This window comes from Mycolicibacterium septicum DSM 44393 (genome assembly GCF_000455325.1).
In the GTDB taxonomy this organism is placed as follows: domain Bacteria; phylum Actinomycetota; class Actinomycetes; order Mycobacteriales; family Mycobacteriaceae; genus Mycobacterium; species Mycobacterium septicum.
In genome coordinates this window covers 528,035-552,869 of sequence record NZ_HG322953.1, presented here as the reverse complement: position 1 = coordinate 552,869, position 24,835 = coordinate 528,035, and the positions used below count along the sequence as shown (strand labels likewise).

Here is a 24,835-nt window from a genome sequence, read left to right as displayed (position 1 = left end):
GAGGGCAGGCCTACGAAATTATCGGCGGTGCGTCGATCCGTGCGGAAATCTGCTTGACGATCTTGACAGCCGAGTCGGCAGGGTTGGCGCTGCAGGTATTGACGTCGACCACGATGTTGTTGTTCGCGGTCAACGCCCTACCGCAAGCCCACCCGCCCGCCTGGGCGTTGGACTGGGTGGTGACCGTGCTCAGTACACCGCCGTCGGTCGAGATGGGCCCCACGTCCCACAGGGTGCCGGTCTGCGTGTGGGTGTAGTGCTTGCACGCCGGCCATTGTTGAACCGAGGAGTTGTAGAAGGCCCTGGCCTGATCAGCGTCGGCGAATCGAACCACAGCCTGCTTGGCATAGTGAGCGAGGGCGTCCGGCTCGCTCAGCGACACCTCTTGCTCGTCGGTGAACCCACTGTCGGCATACACGGGCGCCTGCGCGGCGCCGTCGACCGCGAGGCACTCACGGGGCGCCATCGTTCCGCTGTCATCTGACATTCGAGAGTCGGTACCCGTGACGGCCATTCCCCCCGCGGCCATTGCCGCGTTGATCTGTTCGGGCGCAAGCAACAATCGGGGCAGCGTTTTCTGTCTGAGCGGTGTTGGAGGAAACGACGTGATCATCGGCGTGGTCGGAGTATTCTCGGCCGCTTGTTCCGTTGACTGACCGCAGCCTGCGGCAAGGGCGCAAGCAGCAGCAATGGTGATCACGGTGGTCGCTGTGCGCATTCTCGTTCCCCCATTTCTGCGCCGCCACATCGAGCCAGGGTGGTGTCGACCCGTAATGGATAAATCCAGGGAAACAGCGAAAGCGTACTTACCGCAGAACATTTGTCGTAATCGTCAAAGACTTTCCGAAACCGTTATCGAAACACCACCAACCGCGAGGTGGAACAGGCTATTAAGTGGGGCGGGCGGGGCTCGAACCCGCGACCAAGGGATTATGAGTCCCCGGCTCTAACCAACTGAGCTACCGCCCCCGAGCGCATCTGCGCGGCAATATGGTCGCACACGCCGCAGGCACAGACGCCAATCAGGGGCCGCAGGCAGGCTTGTCGCGGCTACGCTCACCCCATGATCCGCTTTCTGCTGCGCATCGCGATCTTCCTGGGCTCGTCGGCCATCGGCTTGCTCGTTGCCGCGTGGCTGGTCCCCGGGGTCTCGGTGTCGGCATGGGGCTTCGTCACCGCGGTGGTGATCTTCGCCGTCGCACAGGCGATCCTGTCGCCGTTCTTGCTCAAGATGGCCAGCCGCTACGCCTCGGCATTCCTGGGCGGCATCGGGCTGGTCTCCACGCTGGTCGCGCTGATCCTGGCCTCGGTGCTGACCCACGGCCTGAGCATCCGCGGCATCGGCTCCTGGATCGCCGCCACCGTGGTGGTCTGGCTGGTCACGGCCGTGGCCACGGTCGTGTTGCCGGCGCTGTTCGTCAAGAAGAAGGTCGCCTCGAAGTAGCGCTCGTCGGTGGGATCATGGCGGACGTGCCTTCTCATGCGTTTGCCTCGGACAATGCCGCGCCCGCACACCCGAAGGTGATCGACGCGATCGTCGCGGCCAACGACGGCGCCGTCGCGTCCTACGGGAACGATCCCGTCACCCGGCGTGCGGCCGAGGCCATCAAGATTGCGTTTGACTCCCCCGGCGCCGAGGTGCTGTTCGCGCTCACCGGCACGGCGGCCAACATCATCGCGCTGGCCTCCGCAGTGCGGCCGTGGCAGGAGATCCTGTGCAGCGATATCGCGCACTCGCTGGTCGACGAAGCCGGCGGCCCGGTCCGACTGTCCGGCGCTCCGGTGACGAAGCTGCCCAGTGACAACGGTCTGATCGACCCGGCCCTGCTCGACAGCCAGGTGGCGCGCCGCGGGCCGGTGCACCACTCGCAGCCGCGCATCGTCACCATCACCCAGTCCACCGAGAACGGCCGCGTCTGGACCCCGCAGGCCATCAAGGACTTCATCGACCACGCCCACGATCTGGACCTGCTGGTCCACATCGACGGCTCCCGCCTCGGCAATGCGATTGCCGCGCTGGACATCTCTGCGCCGGCTGCCATCGCCGACGCCGACATCGTCACCGTCGGCGGCACCAAGAACGGTATGTTGATGGGCGACGCGATCCTGGTCCGCCGCCCTGAGCTGTTCGACGGAATCCACTTCGTGCAGAAGCAGATTGGTCAGCTCGCCAGCAAGCAGCGTTTCATCGCGGCCCAGTTCGAGGCGATACTGCACGACGGGCTGTGGCTGCAGACGGCGGCGCACGCCAACCGGATGGCCGCCCGGCTCAGCGCGGGCTTGCAGGCACTCGGCCTGAGGCTGTCCTCCCCCACGGAAGCCAACGAGATATTCGTCGACCTCGACCCCACCGCCTACGCCGCGGTCGCGTCCGGCTACGCCGTCCATCGGCCCGACCCCCTGCAGCCCACCGTGCGGTTCGTCTGTTCGTGGGCGACCACCGAAGCCGAAGTCGACGGTGTTCTAGGACTGTTGGCATCGAAAACGGTGTAGCACCGGACCCCGGCGCGGGACCATGAAGCCATGAAGGCGTCGCGCCTCGTCGTCGCAACAGCACTGGCCCTCGTGAGCTGTTCAGCGCCGGCGCCGCCCGCCCTCAAAACAATCGACGCGGCCAACTTTCAGACGGTCGTGGAGAACGCCGCCACCGCACTGCGCGTGCCGGGAGCACTGGCTCTGCTGCAAACCCCGCAGGGCACGTTCACCGCCAAGACCGGCACCACCGAACTGGGCACGACCTCACCCCCACAACCCGATACCCACTTCCGGATCGCTTCCAATACCAAGACCATGACGGCCGCGCTGATCCTGCTGCTGGCCCAAGACGGGAAGCTCACGCTGGACGATCCGATCTCGGATTACGTCCTCGACGTACCCAACGGCAACGCCATCACGCTGGCCGATCTGCTGACGATGCGTAGCGGGCTGTACTGCTACACGTTCGCCCCGCAACTGTCGGCCCAACTCGACGCCGACCCGGCCGGGCCCTGGACCCCGGCACAGGTGCTGGCCATCGCGTTCGCCCATCCACCGAATGCGCCGCCCGGCACCACCTATGAGTACTGCAACACCAACTACGCGCTGCTGGGCCTGGCGGCAGAAAAGGCCGGCGCCAGCCCCCTGGCCGAGCAGTTCGACCGCCGCTTGTTCGGCCCGCTCGGGATGCACGACACCACACTGCCTGCCGCCGGCGACACCTCGATGCCCGAGCCCTACTCGCACGGCTACATGTACGGAAAGACGTTGTACGCGTTGGTCGATGAGCCCTATCCGGCGGATCTGGTGGCCGCGGCGCAAGCCGGGACGCTGCAGCCGATCGATTACACCCTTCAGAATCCGTCCTATGCCACCGCCGCCGGCGGTGCCATCTCCACCGCCGACGACCTGGCCATCTGGATCCGGGCACTCGTCACCGGCACGGTCTTCGACGACCAGTTCACCCAGCGATGGCGCGAGAGCCTGCGCCCCGAGGATCCGGACCACCCCGACGGCCAGCAGTACGGCTACGGCATCAGCTATCAGCGGTTCGGGCCGCACGCGGCGATGTACTACCACGGCGGCGAACTTCCCGGGTTCAACTCGTTCATCGGGTTCGACCCGGATAACGATGTGGCGCTGGTGATCTGGACGAACCTGACGCTGTCCCCGGAGGGTAAGACCACGGCCAACGCGCTGCTGCCCACCGTGCTCGACCAGGTCTACACCGGTTTGAACCTGGGTTAACTGTAGATCGGCTGCCCGTCGGCGCCGAGCCGGTACTCTTCGGTGCCCTCGTCGATGCGCGCCGCGTCGGCGCCCAGTGCGACGGCCACCTTGTTGCACGCGTTGCGCATGACGTCGAGGGTCAGCTCGACCGCCTCTTCCAGCGAAAAGTGTTGACGTAGTTCGTCGCCGGACACCTGGGCCGGGGTCCAGATGAGCGCGTCGACATAGCGCAGCGCGGCCTTGTGGCGATCGGACAGCTCGGAGTTCTCGAAGTCGTCGATGCCGTCATAGTCGGACTCGGTAGCGCCGGCCTCCAGTGCTGCGGCCTCCCGCAGCGACTTGCACAGCCGGCAGTTGTGCTGGCGCGCCCCGCGCAGCCGCACGATCTCGGAGGTCACCGGGTCCAGGTCACGCAGCCGGCCGACGGCGGGGACGAAGGTGTCCAGCACATGGTCCGCCGGGTTGGTGTCGTGGTCCCAGACGACGGGGCCGGTGGGCCAGGCCACGCCCAGGGCGGACAGCCCGGCACGCATCCGCGGCACGAAGTCGGCCACATAGATCAGCGTCGTCACCGTGAACACGTCCCGCCCGAGAAGATCGGCGAACGCGGCCCGCTGCGCGGTGTTGATGCCCGTGACGTCGATGCTGAACTGCTCGGCGAACTCGGTCACCAGCGGGTCGACGGCGCCGCCGCGGGTCTCGGCAGGCAGGGGCGGCAGCCCCAGCGTCGAGGCACACACTTCACGCACCGCGGCATTGATATCGGCCAGCCGCGGCGGCGATACCGCGACCAGGCCCGTCAACTCACTGAGCACATCGGCAGACACACCGGCAGTATCCATCAACACGGGCGCCGTCGTGCGATTACCCGGGCCCCGATTCCAGCACCTCCAAACCGGAGGCGTAACTCTCCTTGACCACGTCCAGGTGGACCCAGCTGTCGACGACGCCGACCCCGGGCAGCGCCCGGATGGCGTCGAGGATCTCGACCAACTGCGCGGCCGAAAACGCCCGCACCGTGGCCAGCAGGTCGAACCGGCCGAGCGTGCGAGCCACGAAGATGACCGACCGCATGCCCCGAAGTGCCGACACCACCTCGTCCCCCGCTCCGGTCAGCCGGATACCGAGGCCCAGCGCACTCTGACGGTCCTGCCCGGAGTGCCGGACCACGGCACCGATGCGCACCACCTGCGACTCGACCAACCGCACCACCCGCCGTCGCGCTCCCGCGGGTGAAAGTCCCACCGTCTCGGCAAGATCCACATACGAGGCCCGTCCGTCGTCCTGCAGCGCGCGCAGCAGGGCCAGGTCCAGATCGTCGACCTCGACGCTGACGTCACCGACCGGGCCGACGACGTCGCGCAGTACCTCGACGTAGGTGAGGGTGTCGACACCCACGACGTCCGCCATCGCGCGCAACTCCGCGATCACAGCGTCGATGTCTCGGATCGACCCGACCCGCACCTCGGCGATCAACCCGTACGCACCGCTCGTCAGCGACAGGAACGCGACGTCGACGCGCTGGGCCAGACTCGCCGCGATCGGCGCAACCGGCCCGTCGACCATCACGCTCACATGGGCCAGGGCGCCACGGCCGAGCACCGCGGGATGCACGACTCCACGGATCACGACCTGACCGCCGTCGATGAGGCGCTGGGTCCGGGCCGCCGCCGCCGATCGCGACAGGCCCACGCGCTGGGCGATATCGCGGTGAGTCAGCCGCCCATCACCTTCGAGCAGGCTGATGATCGCCTCGTCCACCTCGTCCATCGGGGCACCGCCTGAAATTCCGTCGAAGAATTTTCCTCACAAATCTACCGGCAAAAAGATCGCTGAAGCGCTCAGAAGACGCTCCTTCTGATCTTAATGACGCGCACTGCAGGCATATCAAAACTATCGACGCAATAGTCACGATCGAATCGATTGCACGCTGTGATCTGCGGGTTTACCGTAACGCACATCACATTCACTTCGGGCAATGCGTCATCGCCGCGAGTGACGACAGACCTGAACGCGCCCAACCGCAGAGGAAGTGACAGCATGACCGCCCCGATCGGCCCCGTCGACGCATCGAAGATCCCGCGCTTCGCCGGCCCGGCCACCTTCGCCCGCCTGCCCCGTCTCGACCAGGTGACCAAGGCCGATGTCGTCGTGGCCGGGGTGCCCTTCGATTCCGGTGTCTCCTACCGGCCGGGCGCCCGGTTCGGCCCGACCCACGTGCGCGAGTCCTCACGCCTGCTGCGCCCCTACAACCCAGCGATGGACGTGTCCCCGTTCGAGCTCATCCAGGTCGCCGATGCCGGCGATATCGCGGTGAACCCCTTCAACATTCACGAGGCCATCGAGACCATCGAGGGCGCGGCCCGCGACCTCACATCCGACGGCACCAAACTCGTGACCATCGGCGGTGACCACACCATCGCGCTGCCCTTGCTGCGCGCGGCCGCCGCCAAGCACGGCCCCGTCGCGCTGGTGCACTTCGATGCCCACCTGGACACCTGGGACACCTACTTCGGCGCCGAGTACACCCACGGCACACCGTTCCGCCGCGCCGTCGAAGAAGGCATCCTCGACACCGAGGCACTGTCGCACGTCGGCACCCGCGGGCCGCTGTACGGAAAGAAGGATCTCGAGGACGACCGCCGCTTCGGGTTCGGCATCGTCACCTCGTCCGACGTGTACTACCAAGGCGTGCGCGAGGTTGTCGACAAACTCCGGCAGCGGCTCGGGAACCGGCCCGTCTACGTGTCGATCGACATCGACGTGCTCGACCCGGCCCACGCCCCCGGCACCGGCACCCCCGAGGCCGGCGGCATGACCAGCCGCGAGCTGCTGGAGATCCTGCGCGGGTTCCGCGGGCTGAACCTGGTGGGCGCCGACGTCGTCGAGGTCGCCCCGGCCTACGACCACGCCGAGATCACCGGTGTCGCCGCATCCCACGTCGCCTACGACCTGGTGTCCCTGCTGGCCTTGGGGCCCGATGCGTAACGGCGGCGACCTCGTCGTCGAAACCCTTACCGCGCTGGGCGTCTCGCATGTGTTCGGTATCCCCGGCCAGAACGCGCTGGGCCTGTTCGACGCCATCCGGCGCAGTGACCTGACGTTCGTCAGCTCGCGGGTGGAGAACAACTCCGCGTTCGGCGCCGACGGCTACAGCAGGGTCACCGACGAGGTCGGCGTGCTGTTCCTGTCCACCGGTCCCGGTGCGTTGACCGCGCTGGGCGCGCTGCAGGAGGCCTACGCCACCGGCGTGCCGGTGCTGGTGATCGCCAGCCAGGTACCGCGATCGGGCATGGGCCTGCGCCGCGGCATGCTGCACCAGCTCGATGATCAGAAGGCCAGCGCGGTCAACGTCACCAAAAGCGTTGCCACCGTGCGCCACGCCGCCGAGATCCCCAGCCTGATCGCCGACGCCTACACGTTGGCACGCTCGGCGCCGGCCGGGCCGACCTGGGTGGAGATCCCGCAGGACGTCCTGCTGGAGCCGACGACGGTGCCGCCGGTGGCCGAACTCGATGTGACGCCGACGCACCGTGCCCCACGGTCCGAGTTGATCCGGGAAGCCGCGGCACTGCTGAACTCCGCGCAGCGGCCGGTCATCTTGGCCGGCGGTGGCGTACGTCGCTCCCCCGGCGGCCCGGACGCGTTGGTGGCACTGGCCGAAAAGCTGGGCGCCCCCGTGGTTTCCACGGTCGGCGGCAAGGGCGCCATCGCCTTCGACCACCCGCTGTCGGCCGCCTCGTGGATCGAGGACCGCTACACCACCGAGATGCTGGAGAATGCTGACGTCCTGGTGGCCGTCGGCACCGCGATGGGTGAGGTCACCAGCAACTACTTCACCTTCGCGCCGCGGGGCCGGCTCATCCACATCGACGCCGAGGCGCGCGTGCTGGAGGCCAACCACCCCGCCCTGGCCATCCACGCGGACGCCGCGCAGGCCATGCGCGCGCTGGCCGATCTGGTCGAATCGCGCGACAACGCCGCGGGCACCGCCCGGGCGGCCGACTTGCGAAAGGCTGTGCAGGACCGGCTTGCCGGTCAGGACGTGTCCACCGAACTGCAGCTGATGGCCGACCTCCGCGCCGCGGTGCCCTCGGGCACCCACACCTTCTGGGACATGACGATTGCCGGCTACTGGGCCTGGTCGGTGTGGGACCCGCAAGACGGTGGGTTCCATTCCGCCCAGGGCGCAGGCGGTTTGGGTTTCGCGTTTCCGGCCGCGCTCGCCGCGGCGATCGCCACCGGCCGGCGTACCTTCGCGGTGTCCGGTGACGGCGGGGGCATGTACTCGATCGCCGAACTGGCCACCGCCCGTCAGCACGACGCCAACATCACCTGGCTGATCGTCGACGACGGTGGCTACGGCATCCTTCGCGAGTACATGACCGCCGAGTTCGGCACCGCGACCGCCACCGAACTGGCCCGCCCCGACTTCGCCCGACTCGCAGCCAGTTTCGGGATCCCCGCGCACACCGCCACGCCCGACAACATCGGAGAGATCGTGGCCGCCACATTCGGCACCGAGGGTCCGGCCGTGGTCGTCCTGCCCGCAGTGCTGAAGATGTTCGCTCCCACTCACCTCTGACCGAAGGATTGACATCGTGGGTAAACCAGTCGATATCGCGATCGTCGTGATCTATCTCCTCGCGATGCTCGCCTTCGGGTTCTGGGGGAAGTCCCGGACCAAGGACTCCGCGGACTTCCTGGTCGCGGGCCGACGCCTCGGGCCGACGTTGTACACCGGCACCATGGCGGCCGTCGTGCTCGGCGGTGCCTCGACCGTCGGTGGCGTGGGCCTGGGCTACAAGTGGGGAGTTTCCGGCATGTGGCTGGTGGTGGCGATCGCCATCGGCCTGCTGGCCCTGAGTCTGTTCTTCGCCGGACCCATTCAGCGCCTTCGCGTCTACACCGTCGCGCAGATGCTCAGCCTGCGCTACGGAGTCGACGCGACCTCGGCCTCCGGCCTGGTCATGGCCGCCTACACGCTGATGCTGTCAGTCACCTCGACCATCGCCTACGCGACGGTGTTCAACGTGCTGTTCGGCACGGGCCGAACGCTTTCTGTGATCATCGGCGGCGTGGTCGTCATGCTGTACTCGTCGATCGGCGGCATGTGGTCCATCACCCTGACCGACATGGTCCAGTTCGTCCTCAAGACGATCGGTGTGTTCTTCCTGCTGCTGCCGTTCACCTGGCACCGGGCCGGCGGCTTCGACGGCATCCGAGAGCGCGCCGGTGATGCGGTGTTCGACCTGACCGCGATCGGTACCGACACCATCATCACGTTCTTCGTGGTCTACAGCTTCGGAATGCTGATCGGACAGGACATCTGGCAGCGGGTGTTCACCGCACGCTCCCCCCAGGTCGCCCGATGGGGTGGAACGACGGCTGCGCTCTACTGCGTGTTCTACGGAATCGCTGGGGCGTTGATCGGCTTGGCCGCATCGACCTTCATGCCTGACGTCAAGGCCAAGGACGACGTGTACGCCCAGATCGCGGAAGCGATTCTGCCCGTGGGGATCAGCGGCATCGTGCTCGCCGCGGCCGTCGCCGCGATGATGTCGACCGCATCGGGCGCGCTGATCGCGACCGCCACGGTGGCCCGTACCGACATCAAACCGCTGCTGCTGCGCATGGTGGGCCGCAGCCCTGCCGCGGCCGAAAACCCGGAGGTGGACGTGCATTCCGACCGCCGCTACGTCGCGGTGCTCGGCATCATCGTCATCATCATCGCCGCGCTGCTCAACGACGTCGTCGGTGCACTGACCATCGCCTACGACATCCTCGTCGGCGGCCTGCTGGTGCCGATCCTCGGCGGGTTCCTGTGGAAGCGCGCCACCGGTGCCGGTGCGTTGGCGGCGATGGCGGTCGGCACGCTCGTCACGCTGGGCACCATGGCGGTCGTCGGTGACGTGCTGGCCAACGAGCCCATCTATTACGGCCTGGTGTCCAGCCTGATAACCTACGTTGTTGTCAGCCTGGCGACTCCCCGCACGTCCACCGAGGTGCTGCGGGTGTGGGACGACCGACTGGCCGGGCGCGACACCGCCGAGGTCGACGAGGTGGCCGCTACCTAGCCTCGCGCCGTTCCCACGGCCAGGTCATGAGTGCCCACACCACGGCTACCAACGCACTGGCCACCAGGACGTAGACCGGCCACGGACCCATCAGATCGAGCAGCGATGCGGTGGCGGGTTTGGCGTTGAGGAACCCATAGTTGGTCCCCGCGATTCCGTTGAACGCCATGGTGACTCCGGCCCACACCACCGTCACCACGACCACGAACCGGTAGTCAGGCCAATGGGGGCGCATGCCCCGGCCCCAGGTCAGATAGATCGCCGCCCAGACCACGAGCAGATGAATCGACCAGAACGCCAGGAACTCGTAGTGCGGGAAATCCGGGCTCTTGAGCACCGGTGAGATCAGCGCCTGCGTGCTCAGCACCAGACCCCAGTAGTAGGTGAGCACGAACGCCCAGTGTCGCTGCGACCACAGCGCGTAGGCGCCGACGACAGTCGCCAGGTCGGTCAACCGCAATGGCACGGACCGTTCGATGGACGGCGGGATCAGCGTGTAGGCGAGCATCGCGACGTAGATCGCGGCCGTCAGTGCACCGAGGACGCGGCCGAACAGCCGGGATTGGCGTTCGGTCTGACGGCGGCCGAGCCAGACCACCAGCACCGCCCCGACGACAAACACGGCGATGGCGGCCCAGTGCGACGGACCGTAAGCCGTGAATTGCCGCCCCGACAGCACATCGGCCTCCCTAGCTCATTGCGCTTGACTCACCGAGGACATGTGGAAGTCCGGGATCCGCAGCGTCGGCATGGACGCGCGGGTGGCCCAGTCACCCCACTCGCGCGGCAGGGTGACCTCGCTGATGCCGGCCTCCGTGGCGCGCCGCAACAGATCCAGCGGGCTCTCGTTGAACCGGAAGTTGTTCACCGCGGCGCTCACCTCGCCGTCCTCGACCAGATAGACGCCGTCCCGGGTCAGCCCGGTGAGCAGCAGCACGGTCGGGTCGACGTCGCGGATGTACCACAGTGTGGTCAGCAGCAAGCCGCGTTCGGTGCCGGCGATCATATCTGCCAATTCGGTTGTGCCACCGGTCATCAGCAGATTGTCGGCGGGCACCGCGACCGGCGTGCCGTATTCGGCGGCCACGGCCCGCGGGTAGGCCAGCGCGTTGACCACCCCGTCGCGGATCCAGTCCACCCGGCCGATGTCCATCCCGTTGTCGAAGATCGACACCCGCTCCGAGGAACTCGGCACGGCGACGAACGGTTGGCAGGCCAACGACTGCTCGAACGGGTCGGAGTACAGCGTCAAACCCAGATCGGTGAGCTTCTCCCCCACCCGGGTGCCGCCCGGCGCCGACAGCGCGCTGCGCCCTTCCTGCGCCCCGCGGCCGTCCATCGCCCAGGTCAGGTAGATCATCATGTCGGCCACGGTCGAGGGCGGCATGAGCGTCTCGTAGCGGCCGGCCGGCAACTCGACGGTCCGCTGCGCCCACCCCAGCTTCAGCGACAGCTCGTCCAGCATCGAATCTACCTGCACGTCAACGAAATCCGGGGTGCTCACCCCGGCCCAGACACTCGCCCCGTCGCGCTTGGCGTTGATCTCCACCGATCCGGTCGGCTGGGTGTAGCGACGGCGCAGCCCGGTCGAGGTCGCCAGGAACGTCGTCTCCATGACATGGCGCGCATATCCGTAGAGCTGGTCGGAACCGGCGAAGCCCTTGGCCAGATCTTCGGCGATGCCGGTGAACACCCGCGCACCGGTGCCCACCACCGGTGCATCCCAGTCGGCAGGCGTTCCTGCGCCCGGCAACGGTGGTGCGGCGTCACGGGCCTCGGGTGAGGCCACCGCGGCGCGCTGGGCGGCGGCCACCAGGTCCGGGATCACCGCCGGATCGACTTCGGTGGAGCGCACCGATCCGACGTGCGCCGTGTCGCCGCGGCGCACGATCGAGATCACCGTGATGGTGCGGCTGACCGTCTCACCGTTGGTGGTCATCGAGTTACCGGCCCACCGCAGCGACGCGTCGGCCCGCTCGGTGACCAGCACAATCGTTTCTGTGCCCGGATCTGCTGCGGCCAAGGCGATGTCGACGACCTGCTGTGCGCCGATCATCGGCCGCCCTCCGTCCGGGTGTTCAGTACGTTGATGCCGCGGAACAGGGCGCTCGGGCAGCCGTGGCTGACCGGGGCCACCTGCCCGGGCTGGGCCTTGCCGCAGTTGAACGCCCCGCCCAGCCGCCAGGTCGACGGTCCGCCGACCGCCTCCATCGCACCCCAGAAATCGGTCGTGGTGGCCTGGTACGCCACGTCGCGCAGCTGCCCGTCCAGCCGGCCGTCGCGAATCCGGTAGAACCGCTGGCCGGTGAACTGGAAGTTGTACCGCTGCATGTCGATTGACCAGGACTTGTCGCCCACGACGTAGATGCCGTCGGACACCCGCGAGATCAGATCCTGCGTGCTGAGATCTTCCGGCCCCGGCTGCAGCGACACATTGGCCATCCGCTGGATCGGGACATGGTGTGGCGAGTCGGCATATGAACAGCCGTTGGAACGGGCCTCCCCGAGGCGGGGAGCGAACACCCGGTCCAGCTGATAGCCGACGAAGACGCCGTCGCGCACCAGGTCCCAGCTCTGCGCCCGCACCCCTTCGTCATCGAATCCGACGGTGGCCAAACCGAATTCCACGGTGCGGTCCGCCGTCACGTTCATCACGGGCGAGCCATAGCGCATGGTGCCGAGCTTGTCCGGGGTGGCGAACGACGTCCCGGCGTAGGCCGCCTCGTAGCCGATCGCCCGGTCGTATTCGGTGGCGTGCCCGATCGATTCGTGAATCGTCAGCCACAGATTGGACGGGTCGATGACCAGGTCGGTGGGGCCCGCGACCACGGAGGGCGCCTTGGTCTTCTCGGCGAGCAGTGTCGGCAGCTCGGCCAGCTCAGAAGTCCAGTCCCAGACGTCGTCGCCGGCCAATGCTTCCCAGCCGCGCGCCGTCGGTGGGACCAGCGTGCGCATGGTCTCGAACGACCCGGCGGCCGAGTCGACGGCGACCGCCTCCATCGTCGGCATCACCCGCACCCGCTGCTGGGTGATCGAGGATCCGAACGTGTCGGCGTAGAAGGTCTGCTCCTTGACCGCGTGCACTCCCGCCGACACATGGTCGACACCGTCGGCCGCCAGCAACCGGCCGGAGTATTCGCCGAGCAGCGCGATCTTGTCTGCGGCAGGGACGACGAACGGGTCGACACCGTAATCGGACACCCAGGTCACGTCGGTGTAGACAGGCTCACCGGCCAACTCGATGCGCTCGGCGTTCAGCGGAGCGAGCGTCGTGGCCACCTGCACCGCGCGCCGGGCCGTCTCGGCCGCCACCTCGGGCGCCAGTTCGGCATGGGAGGCGAATCCCCACGCGCCGTCGACGATCACCCGCACCGCCAGACCCACCTCGCGGTTGACCACCGACATCTCCAACTCGCCGTCGCGCAGTTGGATGATCTCGGTGGTGATGCGGTGAATCCGCAGATCGGCGTAGCTGGCGCCGGCGGCGGCTGCCGCGGACAGTGCCGCGTCAGCCAACTCGAACCGGGGCAGCTCCAGGAAGTCGGCGTCCACGCGTCGTTGAGCTGTCACGCCCCTACGGTAGCGGCGCCGCCGGGCGACTTGGTTCAGGCGGGAGCAACGCGGCGCAACCAGGCCTCGACATCGCGGTGACGGGTGAAGCGGACGATGTGCAGATGGGGCACCTGCGATCCCAGCGCAGGGACGGTGTCGCGGAGCTTGTTTCGGGTCCGGAAACCCCAGCGCAAGATGTGGTCACGGTCGGTGAAGATCGTGCGCAGCGGCGGTTCGATGTTGCCGTTCCACAACTCGAGGCGGCCGAGGCGTCGACGAAGGGTGCGACGCGTCAACTGGCGCAGGGCCACCGGTGTCGGCAGGTCCAGCCACAACAGCGTGTCCGCGCGCGTCACGATCTGGCTGCGCACGGCGCGGTACTGCCATTCGATCACCCAGGAATCGCCGGCGATGAACTGCTCGACGTCACTGATGAACGTGGGTCGGGGTTCCCAGCCGGACCCGTGATAGAGACTGTCGATCTCGACGTACGGCAGGTCGAACTGATGCGACAGTCGCGTCGCGAGCGTCGTCTTGCCCGACCCCGTCACCCCGGCGACGGCGATGCGCCGCGGCTGCCAGGTCACTGGATCTTGAGCCGTCAACACCCGACCGATCGTAGCGAGGCATACCGTGAGGACATGGCAGAGCTCAGCAGGCGGACAGTCCTAGGTGGTGCGGCAGTGGCCGCCGGCGCGGCCGCGGTCGGATTCGGCGGTTACGAGCTGCTGGGCAGACGCGGCCCGGGCACAGCCGGCCGGCCCAACATCCTCGTCGTCATCGTCGACCAGATGCGGGCCCCGCAATGGTTCCCCGATACCCAGCAGCTCGGCGCGTTGTTGCCGAGCCTCGACCGGCTGCGCGCCCGCAGCACCTCGTTCGGCTCGCACTACAGCGCGTCGAACATGTGCACCCCGTCGCGCGGGGTGCTGACCACCGGGCTGTACTCCCATCAGACCGGGTGCCTGTACACCGGAGAAGGTCCCACCGAGTCGACGCTGGCGGCCCGGTTCCCGACCTGGGGGACGATGCTGCGCGACGCCGGCTACCGCACCTGGTGGTGGGGCAAGTGGCACCTGGGCAGCGTGGCCGACAACACCCCTGACGGCCTGGACGTCCACGGCTTCTCCGGCGGCACCTACCCGTCCCCCAACGGCGCACCGAACCAGGGCCTGCAGCAGGACCCGTCGATCGTCGATCAGTTCGCAGGGTGGTTAGACGCCCACGCGAACGAGGGCCCCTGGTGCACCACGGTGTCCCTGGTCAACCCGCATGACATCTGCTGGTGGCCGAAAAACCCTCTACCAGAAGATGTTCCGCACCGGTTCAGCGCGAAGCCGGTCAACTTCGAAACGGCGGATGACCTGCGCCGCCGCGGCAAGCCGCAGTTGCAGATCGACTACATGAATTTCATGTCACCGCTGATGACCGGCGCGATGGACTACACCGGGCCCGAGTCAGCCGCGCAGTGGGCACGCTGCCTGGACATGTACCTGTGGCTCCATCAGCAGGTGGACACCCAGATCGGCCGGGTGCTCGACATTCTGGCGGCGCGGCCGGACGTCGACGACAACACCGTCGTCGTGTTCACCTCCGACCACGGCGAGTACGCCGGGTCACACGGCCTGCGCGGCAAGGGCGCCGCGGTCTACGAGGAGAGCATCCGAGTGCCGCTCTACATCCGCGACCCGTCGGGTCACCTGACACCCGACCCCGGCGACAGCCGCACCCAGCTGACTTCCAGTGCCGACCTGGCGCCGCTCCTGCTGACCATCGCGCACGGCGGCACGGACTGGCGGTCGGATTCCCGCTACTCCTACCTGGCGAGCCGCGCCGACATCGCCGGGATCGCCGCCGATGCGGCGGCACCCGGGCGGCCGTGGATCGCGCACGCCACCGACGACATGTCGGTGGAGGAGATGGCCGCCTTGATGAAATCCCCACTGGCAAAGAAGTTCTTCGGCACAGACGGCCCACCCACCGAGATCCCGACGTCGGCGCCCAGCCACATCGTGGCCGTGCGTACCCAGGATGCCAAGCTCGGCATGTACACCTACTGGAAGCCCGGCAGCATGGACATCGACACATCGCGGCCCGTCCAGCACGAATTATACGACTATGCAACCGATTCCGGCCGTCAGGAACTCGACAACCAGGCCGGCCGCAGTGCCAAGCAGGCCGACCTGCAGGCACTGCTCGACCACGAGGTGCTGCCCGAACTGCGAGCCCCGCTGCCGGAGTTCCTCAACGAGGCGCAAGAGCAGGGGCTGGCGAATATGAAGGAACTCGCCACGTTGCGCGGAGGCTGAGCCGATAAAGACAGCACGGAGGCTGAACCCGGTAGCTGAAATCGCTTCCCCGCGGCGCCTGACGTACTAGCGTCCTTCCGACGGTCGTTGGTTCGCTAGGAGGTTGGCGTCATGCGCGTGTTGGTCACCGGCGGTACCGGATTTGTGGGTGGGTGGACCGCGAAAGCGATTGCCGACGCTGGTCATTCCGTCCGATTTCTGGTGCGCAATCCGGACCGGCTGCACACCAGCGTCGCCAAGCTCGGGGTCGACGTCTCCGGCCATGCGGTCGGCGACATCACCGACCGCGACTCGGTCATGCGTGCGCTCGAGGGTTGCGACGCCGTCCTGCACAGCGCGGCACTGGTCGCCACCGATCCGAGCCAGACCGCGCAGATGATGAGCACCAACATGGACGGTGCGCGGAACGTTCTGGGCGGCGCCGCAGAACTCGGCCTCGATCCGATCATCCACGTATCGAGCATCACCGCGCTGTTCAATCCCGATGTGGAAACGCTGGAAGCGGACCTGCCGGTGTTCGGCGGCACCGACGGCTACGGGCGGTCCAAGGCGCAGGTCGAGATCTACGCCCGCGGAATGCAGGACGCCGGTGCGCCGGTGAACATCACCTATCCCGGCATGGTCATGGGTCCGCCGGTGGGCAACCAGTTCGGCGAGGCCGGCGAGGGTGTCGCCGCCGCACTGCAACTCGGCGCGATCCCCGGTCGCAGTGCGGCGTGGACCATCGTCGACGGCCGTGACCTGGCCGCCCTGCACGTCGCGCTGCTCGAGCCCGGCCGCGGGCCCCGCCGCTATATGGCTGGCGGGCATCGTATTCCGGTGGACCAACTCGCCAAACTGCTCACCGAGGTCGGCGACAAGACCATGTTCGCCGTCCCGGTTCCCGACACCGTGCTGCGGGTCGCGGGGCAGGTACTCGACCGGATGGGCCCGTTCTTGCCGTTCCAGACACCGTTCACCGAGGCCGGGATGCAGTACTACACGCAGATGCCGGCTTCCGACGATTCACCGAGCGAACGGGACTTCGGCATCACCTACCGCGATCCGCGAATCACGCTGGCCGACACCGTCGCCGGATTTCGAGACCTCAACGGCTGACGGCCGGAAGCGGTCCGTCGAGGACCTGCTTCCGGCCGCCTGCCGTTGTTGAGTTGGCGTCAGTTGTCGCCGACCTGGCCTGCGGTCTGCACCATCGGGGCCGAGGGTGCCGCACCCCCGAGCTGGCGGGCCGCGAAATCAGCTGCCTGGATTGCCATCCCGTTGTCCTTGTAGGAGCTGTGGGCCGCCCGGTTCAGACCCCCGGGGAAGCAGATCGGGTCGCCGGGTGCACACAGCTGGATGGTCTTGGCCGCGTACGACGGGCCGATGGCGATGGGCGGTGCGCTGCGGTCGGCCAAGCCCAGGATCCACTCGTCGGGTGTGCCGAACAGGGCCACAGCCGCGACGTGGGAAGCGATCGATGCGGGCATCGGGCCACTGATACCGGCGGGCAGGACGAACCCGGCGGGCACGCTTCCGGCGGTGGTGTAACCGGCCACCGCGGCGCCCTGTGAGTAGCCGCCCAGCACGATCTTGGTCGCCGGGCAGGTCGCCGCGATCGACTGGATCCGATTGCTGGCATCGGCGACGCCGTCGGCTGCCTGGCCGAAGTCCAGCGATGCCGGATAGTTCACTCCGTACACGTCCACCGTCTTGCCGGGCAGGTCGGCGCTGAGTGCATCGACGAATGCCTGACCGGTGGCGCCCACGCCGGGTGCCTCATTGGTACCGCGGGCGAACACGACCTCGACATCGGCACACCCGTCGGCGGCATTGGCCGAGGCGATCGGACCGGCCAGCGAGCCGAGGACCATGGCGGCCAGCGCGAAGACCGTGAAGACCGTGGACTGTGCCACCTTGCTGATAGAAGCGCCCGTGCGGGCTCGCTGCGGTGTACTCATGAGATTCTCCCCCAGTCCCTGTTTGCTGCGATTACCTGCTACAAGCGCAACGCAGCGAATTCGATTCCGGCGGAGTCAAGTGATCTACGTCATCTGAGCAAATTGCGTGCGCCGGGATTGCACGACGGCATTCCGGCGTTGAGGATGGGCGCTCGGGTGCCCGGCGTGGCGTCCGAAGGTCACGAACCGCTTTAATGGCTCGATGGCCACCTCGCGTGTCCGCACCACCGTACTGGGGTACACGCTTGTCGCCCCCAGCCTGTTCGGCGTCGTCACGTTCCTGTTGCTGCCCATGCTGGTGGTGATCTGGCTGAGCCTGCAACGGTGGGACCTGCTCGGCCCGATCGAGTATGTGGGACTGGACAATTGGACGTCGGTACTCACCGATTCGTCGTTTGCCAGGTCCCTGGCGATCACGCTGCTGTTCGTACTGCTGGTGGTGCCGACCCAAACCGTGCTGGGACTGATCGCGGCATCGCTGCTGGCCCGGGGACTCCCCGGCACCGGCTTTTTCCGCACCGTGTACGTGTTGCCGTGGATCTGCGCGCCGCTGGCCATCGCGGTGTTGTGGAAATGGATCCTGGCGCCGACGGACGGGGCGCTCAGCACCGTGCTGGGCCGGCAGGTGGACTGGCTCACCGACCCGGGGCTGGCGCTGCCGGTGGTGTCGGCGGTCGTGGTGTGGACCAACGTCGGTTACGTGACGCTGTTCTTCCTGGCCGGCATCCTCAACATCCCGGCCGACGTCCACAACGCCGCCCGGATCGACGGCGCCACAGACTGGCAGCGGTTCCGCCACATCACCCTGCCGATGCTGCGCCCGACCATGTTCTTCGTCCTGGTCACCGGAATTGTCAGCGCCGCGCAGGTATTCGACACCGTGTACGCGCTGACCGCGGGCGGGCCGCAAGGTCGCACCGACCTGGTGGCCCACCGGATCTATGCCGAGGCGTTCGGTGCGGCCGCAGTGGGCCGCGCCTCCGTGATGGCCATCGTGCTGTTCGTCATCCTGGTCGGCATCACGCTCCTCCAGCACGTCTACTTCCGCCGCAGGATCAGCTATGACCTCACGTAACGCACTGATCTACGTGGGACTGCTCCTCGGCGCGGTCATCACGCTGCTGCCCTTCGGCCTCGGATTGCTCACCTCGTTCACCTCGGCCGAGCAGTTCGCCACCGATCCCCCGCTGTCACTGCCCGAGCCGCCGACGCTGGAGAACTACGTCGGGCTGTCCGACGCCGGGTTCGGACGCGCCATCGTGGTGACCGCCTTGATGACCGCCGTCATCCTGCTGGGCCAACTGGTGTTCTCGGTGCTGGCCGCCTATGCCTTTGCCCGGCTGCGGTTTCCCGGCCGCGACGCGTTGTTCTGGGTCTACATCGCCACGCTGATGGTGCCTGCGACGGTGACCGTGGTGCCGCTGTACCTGATGATGGCCGAGGCCGGGTTGCGCAACACCTTCTGGGCACTGGTGCTGCCGTTCATGTTCGGCTCGCCGTACGCGATCTTCCTGTTGCGGGAGTACTTCCGGTCCATTCCCGGCGATCTGATCAATGCGGCCCGCCTCGACGGCGCCCACACGCTGGACGTGATCACCCATGTGGTGGTGCCCGCCAGCCGGCCGATCCTGGTGACCCTGGCGTTGATCACCGTGGTGAGCCAGTGGAACAACTTCCTGTGGCCGTTGGTGATCACGAGCGGCAGCAAGTGGCAGGTGCTCACCGTCGCGACGGCCGGGTTGCAGACGCAGTACAACGCCCAGTGGACGCTGGTGATGGCGGCGACCACGGTGGCGATCGTCCCGCTGATCGTGTTGTTCATCGCGTTCTCGCGCAACATCGTCCGTTCGATCGTCGTGACGGGGATCAAATGATCACCGAAATCAACGCCATGGTTGTGAAATCGCCGCGACATCGACCATTGCGTCCATCTCGCGGCAAGGAGCGACCATGAGTCGCTCCACCGTCCTGGCCGCGGGACTGGCACTCACCATGGCCGTCCTGCTCGTCTTCGCCGTGCTGCTGGGCCACACGACCGAACCCGAAAGGCGCACCGTGGTCACCGTGCGCCTGTGGGACCCACAGGTCGCGGCGGCCTACCGGGAGTCCTTCGCCGAGTTCAGCAAGGAACACCCCGACATCGAGGTGCGCGTCAACTCCGTCGCCTATTCGGCGTACTTCGACAGTCTGCGCACCGATGTGGCCGGCGGGAGTGCCGACGACATCTTCTGGCTGTCCAATGCGTACCTCGCCGGTTATGCCGACAACGGCCGGCTGCTCGACATCGGACAGACATTGGGCGCCAACGCCGCCCGGTCCTGGGAACCCTCGGTGGTCAACCAGTTCACCCGAAACGACGCCCTCTGGGCGGTTCCGCAACTGACCGACGCCGGTATCGCGGTGTACTTCAACGCCGACTTGCTCGACGCCGCGGGAGTGGATCTCGCCGAACTGACCACGCTGCGGTGGTCGAACGGTCCCGACGACACCCTGCGGTCGCTGGCGGCCAGACTGACCGTGGACGAGCAGGGCCGTTCGGCCGGCACCGACGGTTTCGACGTCGGCCGCATCCGCCAGTGGGGCTACAACGCCGCCAACGATCTTCAGGGCATCTACCTCAACTACATCGGCTCTGCGGGCGGCATCTTCACCATCGGCGACCGCTTCGCGTTCGACAACCCGCAGGCCGTCGAGGCGTTCACCTATCTGGTCCGGCTGATCAACGACGATCACGTCGCGCCGCCGGCAGCGGCCACCAACAACAACGGCGACTTCTCCCGTAACGCCTTCCTGCAGGGCCGCATGGCCCTGTTCCAGTCCGGTACCTACAACCTGGCCGCCGTTGCCAACCAGGCCCGGTTCCGGTGGGGTGTGGCGATGCTGCCCGCCGGCCCCAAGGGCCGGGTCAGTGTCACCAATGGCATTGCCGCAGCGGCGAACTCGGCGACCCGTCACCCCGATGCGGTACGCGAGGTGTTGTCCTGGATGGGCAGCAAGCGCGGCAACGAATACCTGGGTGTCAAAGGCGCCGCCATCCCGGCCGTGTTGCGGGCCCAGCCGGTCTACCGCAACTACTGGAAATCACGTGGAGTCGACGTCAGCCCCTTCTTCCTGGTGCTGCACGGGCCGCGCATCCCGGCGCCGGGGGCCGCCGGCTTCCCGGCCGGATACCAGGCCCTCAAGCCGTATTTCGACGAGATGTTCCTGGGCCGCGGTGATGTCGAGCAGTCGCTGGCCGACGCGCAATGGGCGGCCAATTCGGCAGCAGCGCGCTGAGCCGGCGTGAATTACCGACCCCTGACCTCTGGCACGTCGCTTACATTGGGCTGATGCCCCAGCACAGCAGTGCGTCCCGCCGCCACCGCATGACGGTGGCCCTGTTCGCCGCGGCCTTGTTGGCTGCCGCGCCGGCCTGCGCGGCCGGGCACTCCCCCAATTCCTCGGCGCCGGCGGCACCTCAGAGCGATGCGGGATTCGCTCCGGCGGCCCCGGTACCCGAAGCCGGCCCGGGGATGAAGAACGCGCCGATACCCGCCGAGGTCAAGCGCGACATCGTCAAGACCGCGTCGATGTCGATCACCGCGGGCAACCCGGCGGCGGTGGCGGACAAGGCCGTATCGCTGGCCACCGATGCCGGCGGCCGCGTCGACAGCCGCTCCGAGGATGCCGGCTCCAGTTCCGGCCGTGCACATATCTCCCTGGCGCTGCGGGTCCCGGCCGCCAAACTCGAAGGCACCCTCGACGAGTTCAAGAAGCTCGGCACGGTCCAGACCGTCGAGGTCCGCGCCGACGACGTGACCTCCCAGCGCGTCGATCTCGACGCCCGCATCAAGGCACTGCAGACCTCGGTGGACCGGTTGCTGGGGATCATGCGGGACGCCAAGGATCCCGAGGCCCTGATCCAGGCCGAGAACGCGTTGTCGCAGCGCCAGGCGGACCTCGACAGCCTGCGCGCGCAGCGTACCCAGCTCGGTGACCAGATCGACTACAGCACGGTCAATCTCGACATCACCGCCGAGCAGATCGGCGGCCCGGCCCCGCAGTATCGGGGGTTCTGGGGTCAGGTCGAACGCGGCTGGCACGGCCTGGTCTCGATGGCATCGGGGGCCGTGATGCTGTTCGGCCTGCTCCTGCCGTGGTTGGTGGCCGTGGTCATCGCGGCGGTGATCGTCGTGGCCGTCGTCCGGCTGACCAGGTCGCGTCCCCGGCAGACGTCAGCGGCGGGGCAGGCTGGTGGGCAGGACGGTCAGCTCCAGGGCCAGGGCGGTGCCACAGACGAGAACGAGGATGGCGAAGGCGATCCAGTCGCGCGACCGGGGTCGTGACGGTGCCGCCGAGATCTGGCCTGCCCCACCGCGTGCGGTGATGGCATCGCCCATCTCGTCGCCCCGGCGCAATGCCACGGTGACGGCGGCGGCCAGCAGATCGACCAGATTGGACACCCGTTGTTTGCGCCGGGCGCGGAACGTCTCGGCCGGTTCGACGGGGCGCAACCGATGCGCGGCATACAACGTGCGGAACTCGTCGATCAGCATCGGGAATGCCCGCAGTGCCAACGCGATCGTCACCGCCCAGTCGTGCACGGGAATGCGAAACACCCGTAGCGGGCGGCCCAACGTGGCCACCGCAGGGGCGACGTCGGCGACGTTCGTCGTCCAGGAAACCAGGGCACCCAGGCCCAACAGCACGATCGCCAGTGCGGTGACGCGCAGGTAGTTGAGCAGGCCGCCCAGACCGATCTGCACCGACCCGATGTCGATCACCGGGGAACCGCCGGCCAGCGCCGCGAGCGCCCCGCCCAGCGCGACCAGGATCCACAGAAAGAACGGAATCGACGGCAGCACGCCACGCGGAATGTGCGCCAGCCTCGCGGTCACCAGGACCAGCACCGCGACAGCCGCGATGGGCACCCATCCGGGATAGAACGTCAGCAGAAGGCCGATACCCGCGACGGCGAGCAGTTTTGTGCCTGCCCATAACCGGTGGATGACGGTGTCGCCGGGGACCGGGCGCAACAGCACGACGGGCTTGCGCTGTCCTCGCGTCGGCGCGGTCATCGGGTACCTCCGGCAGCTGTCGGGGCGAGGGCGAGTTCACCGTGATGCAGGTGCAGCGTGCGCGGGCACAGGCCCTCCAGGCCGGTGAAATCGTGCGAGATGACGACGACGGTCAGCCCGTTGTTGTGCCGCAGATCCTCAAGCAACCGCAGCAGTCCCCGTTGGCTGGCCGCGTCGAGTCCGGCCAGCGGCTCGTCGAGGATCAGCGCCCGCGGCGACCGGGCCAGCAGCCCGGCCAGGACGACGCGACGCATCTGCCCGCCCGAGAGTTGGTCGATGCGGCGCTGCGCCAGTGCCGCATCCAATCCGACCATCTCCAGGGCACCCGCGATGCGGTCGTCCTCATGCGCCGAGAAGCCTGCGGCCGAGGCGATTTCACGTCCCACGGTGCTGCGCATCAACTGCAGCCGGGCGGCCTGGAACGAGATCGCCACCGAGCCCACCTGCTGAGCCACCGGCACCCCGTCGAGCAGGCACGCGCCGTAGGTGGGAACCGTCAACCCGGCCATGATCCAGGCCAGGGTCGATTTGCCGGAACCGTTCAGGCCGTGCACCAGGACCCCGTCACCTTCGTTGACGGTGAACGTGATGTCACGCAAAGCCGTTTTCGCCCAAGGGGTTCCGCTGGCATATTCGTGCCCGACGCCGGTCAGCTCCAGCACCGGTGCACTGCTGTGAACGACGGGCGCGGCCGCGACCGGTACCGCGGAGGTCTGCACCATGTCGGTGTTGTCTGCGGTGCCGCCGTTGCCACTGAGCTGCACCGTGCGGTCGGCCGAATCGGCCTCGTCGTTGTAGTGCGTGATGTGCACCAGCGACATCTGGTGATGCTCGGTCAGCCCGGACAACACGTTCATCAAGGTGTCGCGGCCCCGTTGATCGACCATGCTGGTGACCTCGTCGGCGATCAGCAACGAGGGTTCGCGGGCCAGGGCCCCGGCGACCGCGAGTCGCTGCAACTCCCCACCGGACAAGCCCCCGGTGTCACGTTCGGCCAGTCCGTCGAGCCCCACTTCGGTCAGGAGTCGCTCCACATCGGCGGTCGCGCCGACGGGCAGACCCCACACCACGTCGTCGGCCACCCGGGTCCCGAGTACCTGACTTTCCGGATGCTGCATCACCACTGCGGTGCCGCCGATGCGGCCCAGCCCCACGGCGCCGGCCCGCTCGATGCTGCCCGCAGTGGGTTGGCGTCCGGCCAGCATGAGCATGAGGGTGGTCTTGCCCGAGCCGTTCGGGCCGGTCACCGCGACGTGCTCGCCGGGCTGCAACTCCATCGACACCGGGCCCAGCGCGTCGCGCTCGACGCCCGGGTAGCGGAACCGCACATCGGTCAGCCGGGCCGGGACCGGAGCGATCGTCGCCCCGTCCTCCTCGCCGTCGGCGTCGAGTTTGTGGACGTCGGGGACCCCGAGCAGCCGGGCCAGGATCCGCGAGAGCGCCCACCAGCCGATCATGCTGACCGAGGTGATGCTGGTGATGCCGAGGAACAGCATCAGCACGGGCCAGTAGTCCAGCATCGTCGCGAAGACGGTCCTGATCGGGTCGGCCGCCACGTCGACCACCGGGATGCGCTCGAGCACCTTGGCGATCCCTTCGATGCCCGCACTGAGCGAGTCGAAGATCAAGCTGCGCAGCCTCGTCAGCACGGTCAGCGCCGCGATGATCGCGGATCCGAACAGCGCCCCGGCCACGATGGCGGCACAGAACGCCGTGCCGGTGCCGCGGCCACGGCGCTTGACCACGCCGGTCAGCCCGCCGATGTAGGCGCAGTCGACGACGGTCATCGCTCCGCCCATGCCGGCGATCAGGAAGGCGATCGTGCCCGCGGCGACGGTGGCGGCCAGTAGCACCCGCAGCCGGTAGCGGTAGGCCAGCAGCCCCATCGGCACCGTGCCCAGCACCGAGAGGCCGGCCGCGAACGGCACCACCACGGCGATGATCGCGGTGGCCGCACAGAGCGCCGCCATCACCGAAGCCTGCGCGAGCTCGCCTGGGGTGAGGCCGCGCCGAGGCGTCGTCGCCGGGGGTTTCGCGGTCATCGTTCGATTCTGCCAGCCGCGATCGCGGCCGTCGGGGGCCCGTCATGTGACCGAGAGCACGCTGGGCCACTAGACTACATAGTGAATCTATGTAAATATGGTGGGCATGCCGACCCCGACCGAGGATGTAACGGTAACCGACGAAACCGCTCT

22 protein-coding genes and 1 tRNA gene are annotated in these 24,835 nt (G+C 67.7%); 12 read left to right on the top strand and 11 right to left on the bottom strand.

Annotation, left to right across the window (positions count from 1 at the left end; genetic code table 11):
• Nucleotides 1-10 precede the first annotated feature (10 nt).
• Entirely contained in the window at nucleotides 11-718 is a 708-nt protein-coding gene (locus tag TX88_RS29445; RefSeq protein ID WP_044523305.1) for a sensor domain-containing protein, read from the bottom strand.
• Between the two features lie 177 nt (nucleotides 719-895).
• Nucleotides 896-969, bottom strand: a tRNA-Ile gene (locus tag TX88_RS29440).
• 94 nt (nucleotides 970-1,063) lie between these two features.
• On the opposite strand from TX88_RS29440, the gene TX88_RS29435 reads away from it, so the two are divergent.
• The 3 genes from TX88_RS29435 to TX88_RS29425 are packed head-to-tail and all read left to right on the top strand — an operon-like array spanning nucleotide 1,064 to nucleotide 3,723.
• On the top strand, nucleotides 1,064-1,444 hold the full coding sequence (locus TX88_RS29435) for a phage holin family protein (RefSeq protein WP_044523294.1): 381 nt from the start codon (nucleotides 1,064-1,066) through the stop codon (nucleotides 1,442-1,444).
• A gap of 17 nt (nucleotides 1,445-1,461) precedes the next feature.
• Nucleotides 1,462-2,493: a threonine aldolase family protein gene (locus TX88_RS29430; protein WP_110918224.1), complete on the top strand. Its 1,032-nt coding sequence runs from the start codon at nucleotides 1,462-1,464 to the stop codon at nucleotides 2,491-2,493.
• A gap of 30 nt (nucleotides 2,494-2,523) precedes the next feature.
• The gene (locus tag TX88_RS29425; RefSeq protein WP_044523284.1) at nucleotides 2,524-3,723 is read left to right on the top strand and encodes a serine hydrolase domain-containing protein; all 1,200 of its coding nucleotides are present in this window, start codon (nucleotides 2,524-2,526) and stop codon (nucleotides 3,721-3,723) included.
• Here TX88_RS29425 and TX88_RS29420 read toward each other — a convergent pair.
• Complete coding sequence (locus TX88_RS29420; protein ID WP_044523273.1) at nucleotides 3,720-4,547, bottom strand: carboxymuconolactone decarboxylase family protein; 828 nt, start codon at nucleotides 4,545-4,547, stop codon at nucleotides 3,720-3,722. The two genes, TX88_RS29425 and TX88_RS29420, sit on opposite strands and share 4 nt — an antisense overlap.
• A gap of 22 nt (nucleotides 4,548-4,569) precedes the next feature.
• The gene (locus tag TX88_RS29415) at nucleotides 4,570-5,475 is read right to left on the bottom strand and encodes an Lrp/AsnC family transcriptional regulator (protein ID WP_044523266.1); all 906 of its coding nucleotides are present in this window, start codon (nucleotides 5,473-5,475) and stop codon (nucleotides 4,570-4,572) included.
• A 270-nt stretch (nucleotides 5,476-5,745) separates the two neighbouring features.
• Here TX88_RS29415 and speB point away from each other — a divergent pair, with 270 nt between their 5' ends.
• Genes speB through TX88_RS29400 form a run of 3 tightly spaced genes read left to right on the top strand, consistent with a single transcriptional unit; the run spans nucleotide 5,746 to nucleotide 9,782 of the window.
• Nucleotides 5,746-6,693, top strand: a complete 948-nt coding sequence (gene speB, locus TX88_RS29410) for an agmatinase (protein ID WP_044523265.1) — start codon at nucleotides 5,746-5,748, stop codon at nucleotides 6,691-6,693.
• Nucleotides 6,686-8,290 carry a thiamine pyrophosphate-binding protein gene (locus TX88_RS29405; RefSeq protein WP_044523264.1) on the top strand — a complete coding sequence of 535 codons (1,605 nt, stop codon included), beginning with the start codon at nucleotides 6,686-6,688 and terminating at the stop codon, nucleotides 8,288-8,290. The genes speB and TX88_RS29405 overlap by 8 nt, the downstream gene beginning before the upstream one ends.
• A gap of 16 nt (nucleotides 8,291-8,306) precedes the next feature.
• Complete coding sequence (locus tag TX88_RS29400; RefSeq protein ID WP_044523262.1) at nucleotides 8,307-9,782, top strand: sodium:solute symporter family protein; 1,476 nt, start codon at nucleotides 8,307-8,309, stop codon at nucleotides 9,780-9,782.
• On the opposite strand, the gene TX88_RS29395 is transcribed toward TX88_RS29400, so the two are convergent.
• Genes TX88_RS29395 through TX88_RS29380 form a run of 4 tightly spaced genes read right to left on the bottom strand, consistent with a single transcriptional unit; the run spans nucleotide 9,775 to nucleotide 13,942 of the window.
• Nucleotides 9,775-10,461 carry a YwaF family protein gene (locus TX88_RS29395; protein WP_044523260.1) on the bottom strand — a complete coding sequence of 229 codons (687 nt, stop codon included), beginning with the start codon at nucleotides 10,459-10,461 and terminating at the stop codon, nucleotides 9,775-9,777. The two genes, TX88_RS29400 and TX88_RS29395, sit on opposite strands and share 8 nt — an antisense overlap.
• A 15-nt stretch (nucleotides 10,462-10,476) precedes the next feature.
• Nucleotides 10,477-11,838, bottom strand: a complete 1,362-nt coding sequence (locus TX88_RS29390) for a metallopeptidase TldD-related protein (RefSeq protein WP_044523258.1) — start codon at nucleotides 11,836-11,838, stop codon at nucleotides 10,477-10,479.
• Nucleotides 11,835-13,352, bottom strand: a complete 1,518-nt coding sequence (locus tag TX88_RS29385; protein ID WP_044523255.1) for a TldD/PmbA family protein — start codon at nucleotides 13,350-13,352, stop codon at nucleotides 11,835-11,837. The genes TX88_RS29390 and TX88_RS29385 overlap by 4 nt, the downstream gene beginning before the upstream one ends.
• A 35-nt stretch (nucleotides 13,353-13,387) precedes the next feature.
• Nucleotides 13,388-13,942: a P-loop NTPase family protein gene (locus tag TX88_RS29380; RefSeq protein WP_044523253.1), complete on the bottom strand. Its 555-nt coding sequence runs from the start codon at nucleotides 13,940-13,942 to the stop codon at nucleotides 13,388-13,390.
• A gap of 33 nt (nucleotides 13,943-13,975) precedes the next feature.
• On the opposite strand from TX88_RS29380, the gene TX88_RS29375 reads away from it, so the two are divergent.
• On the top strand, nucleotides 13,976-15,643 hold the full coding sequence (locus TX88_RS29375; protein WP_044523246.1) for a sulfatase-like hydrolase/transferase: 1,668 nt from the start codon (nucleotides 13,976-13,978) through the stop codon (nucleotides 15,641-15,643).
• Nucleotides 15,644-15,754: 111 nt separating this feature from the next.
• Nucleotides 15,755-16,741 (top strand): NAD-dependent epimerase/dehydratase family protein, encoded by a 987-nt coding sequence (locus tag TX88_RS29370; protein ID WP_044523244.1) that lies wholly within the window; start codon nucleotides 15,755-15,757, stop codon nucleotides 16,739-16,741.
• A gap of 59 nt (nucleotides 16,742-16,800) precedes the next feature.
• Here TX88_RS29370 and TX88_RS29365 read toward each other — a convergent pair whose 3' ends face one another.
• On the bottom strand, nucleotides 16,801-17,583 hold the full coding sequence (locus TX88_RS29365) for a cutinase family protein (protein ID WP_044523241.1): 783 nt from the start codon (nucleotides 17,581-17,583) through the stop codon (nucleotides 16,801-16,803).
• 202 nt (nucleotides 17,584-17,785) lie between these two features.
• Between TX88_RS29365 and TX88_RS29360 the strand changes: the two genes are divergently transcribed.
• The 4 genes from TX88_RS29360 (at nucleotide 17,786) to TX88_RS29345 (ending at nucleotide 21,908) form a co-directional block, all read left to right on the top strand.
• A complete protein-coding gene (locus tag TX88_RS29360; RefSeq protein WP_044523235.1) occupies nucleotides 17,786-18,658 on the top strand; it encodes a carbohydrate ABC transporter permease in 873 nt (290 codons plus the stop codon).
• The gene (locus TX88_RS29355; protein ID WP_044523228.1) at nucleotides 18,645-19,457 is read left to right on the top strand and encodes a carbohydrate ABC transporter permease; all 813 of its coding nucleotides are present in this window, start codon (nucleotides 18,645-18,647) and stop codon (nucleotides 19,455-19,457) included. The genes TX88_RS29360 and TX88_RS29355 overlap by 14 nt, the downstream gene beginning before the upstream one ends.
• A 76-nt stretch (nucleotides 19,458-19,533) precedes the next feature.
• Nucleotides 19,534-20,859, top strand: coding sequence for an ABC transporter substrate-binding protein (locus tag TX88_RS29350; RefSeq protein WP_044523225.1), 1,326 nt, complete (start codon nucleotides 19,534-19,536; stop codon nucleotides 20,857-20,859).
• Nucleotides 20,860-20,948: 89 nt separating this feature from the next.
• A complete protein-coding gene (locus TX88_RS29345; protein ID WP_044524282.1) occupies nucleotides 20,949-21,908 on the top strand; it encodes a DUF4349 domain-containing protein in 960 nt (319 codons plus the stop codon).
• Here TX88_RS29345 and TX88_RS29340 read toward each other — a convergent pair.
• Nucleotides 21,798-22,640: an energy-coupling factor transporter transmembrane component T family protein gene (locus tag TX88_RS29340; protein WP_044523222.1), complete on the bottom strand. Its 843-nt coding sequence runs from the start codon at nucleotides 22,638-22,640 to the stop codon at nucleotides 21,798-21,800. The two genes, TX88_RS29345 and TX88_RS29340, sit on opposite strands and share 111 nt — an antisense overlap.
• Nucleotides 22,637-24,682 carry an ATP-binding cassette domain-containing protein gene (locus tag TX88_RS29335; protein ID WP_044523221.1) on the bottom strand — a complete coding sequence of 682 codons (2,046 nt, stop codon included), beginning with the start codon at nucleotides 24,680-24,682 and terminating at the stop codon, nucleotides 22,637-22,639. The genes TX88_RS29340 and TX88_RS29335 overlap by 4 nt, the downstream gene beginning before the upstream one ends.
• Between the last annotated feature and the right edge of the window lie 153 nt (nucleotides 24,683-24,835).

Excerpts from the sequence above, each read along its gene's own strand:
- TX88_RS29445 (WP_044523305.1), bottom strand. The coding sequence starts at position 718 with ATGCGCACAGCGACCACCGTGATCACCATTGCTGCTGCTTGCGCCCTT.
- TX88_RS29435 (WP_044523294.1), top strand. The coding sequence starts at position 1,064 with ATGATCCGCTTTCTGCTGCGCATCGCGATCTTCCTGGGCTCGTCGGCC.
- TX88_RS29430 (WP_110918224.1), top strand. The coding sequence starts at position 1,462 with ATGGCGGACGTGCCTTCTCATGCGTTTGCCTCGGACAATGCCGCGCCC.
- TX88_RS29425 (WP_044523284.1), top strand. The coding sequence starts at position 2,524 with ATGAAGGCGTCGCGCCTCGTCGTCGCAACAGCACTGGCCCTCGTGAGC.
- TX88_RS29420 (WP_044523273.1), bottom strand. The coding sequence starts at position 4,547 with ATGGATACTGCCGGTGTGTCTGCCGATGTGCTCAGTGAGTTGACGGGC.
- TX88_RS29415 (WP_044523266.1), bottom strand. The coding sequence starts at position 5,475 with ATGGACGAGGTGGACGAGGCGATCATCAGCCTGCTCGAAGGTGATGGG.
- speB (WP_044523265.1), top strand. The coding sequence starts at position 5,746 with ATGACCGCCCCGATCGGCCCCGTCGACGCATCGAAGATCCCGCGCTTC.
- TX88_RS29405 (WP_044523264.1), top strand. The coding sequence starts at position 6,686 with ATGCGTAACGGCGGCGACCTCGTCGTCGAAACCCTTACCGCGCTGGGC.
- TX88_RS29390 (WP_044523258.1), bottom strand. The coding sequence starts at position 11,838 with ATGATCGGCGCACAGCAGGTCGTCGACATCGCCTTGGCCGCAGCAGAT.
- TX88_RS29375 (WP_044523246.1), top strand. The coding sequence starts at position 13,976 with ATGGCAGAGCTCAGCAGGCGGACAGTCCTAGGTGGTGCGGCAGTGGCC.
- TX88_RS29370 (WP_044523244.1), top strand. The coding sequence starts at position 15,755 with ATGCGCGTGTTGGTCACCGGCGGTACCGGATTTGTGGGTGGGTGGACC.
- TX88_RS29365 (WP_044523241.1), bottom strand. The coding sequence starts at position 17,583 with ATGAGTACACCGCAGCGAGCCCGCACGGGCGCTTCTATCAGCAAGGTG.
- TX88_RS29360 (WP_044523235.1), top strand. The coding sequence starts at position 17,786 with ATGGCCACCTCGCGTGTCCGCACCACCGTACTGGGGTACACGCTTGTC.
- TX88_RS29355 (WP_044523228.1), top strand. The coding sequence starts at position 18,645 with ATGACCTCACGTAACGCACTGATCTACGTGGGACTGCTCCTCGGCGCG.
- TX88_RS29350 (WP_044523225.1), top strand. The coding sequence starts at position 19,534 with ATGAGTCGCTCCACCGTCCTGGCCGCGGGACTGGCACTCACCATGGCC.
- TX88_RS29345 (WP_044524282.1), top strand. The coding sequence starts at position 20,949 with ATGACGGTGGCCCTGTTCGCCGCGGCCTTGTTGGCTGCCGCGCCGGCC.
- TX88_RS29340 (WP_044523222.1), bottom strand. The coding sequence starts at position 22,640 with ATGACCGCGCCGACGCGAGGACAGCGCAAGCCCGTCGTGCTGTTGCGC.
- TX88_RS29335 (WP_044523221.1), bottom strand. The coding sequence starts at position 24,682 with ATGACCGCGAAACCCCCGGCGACGACGCCTCGGCGCGGCCTCACCCCA.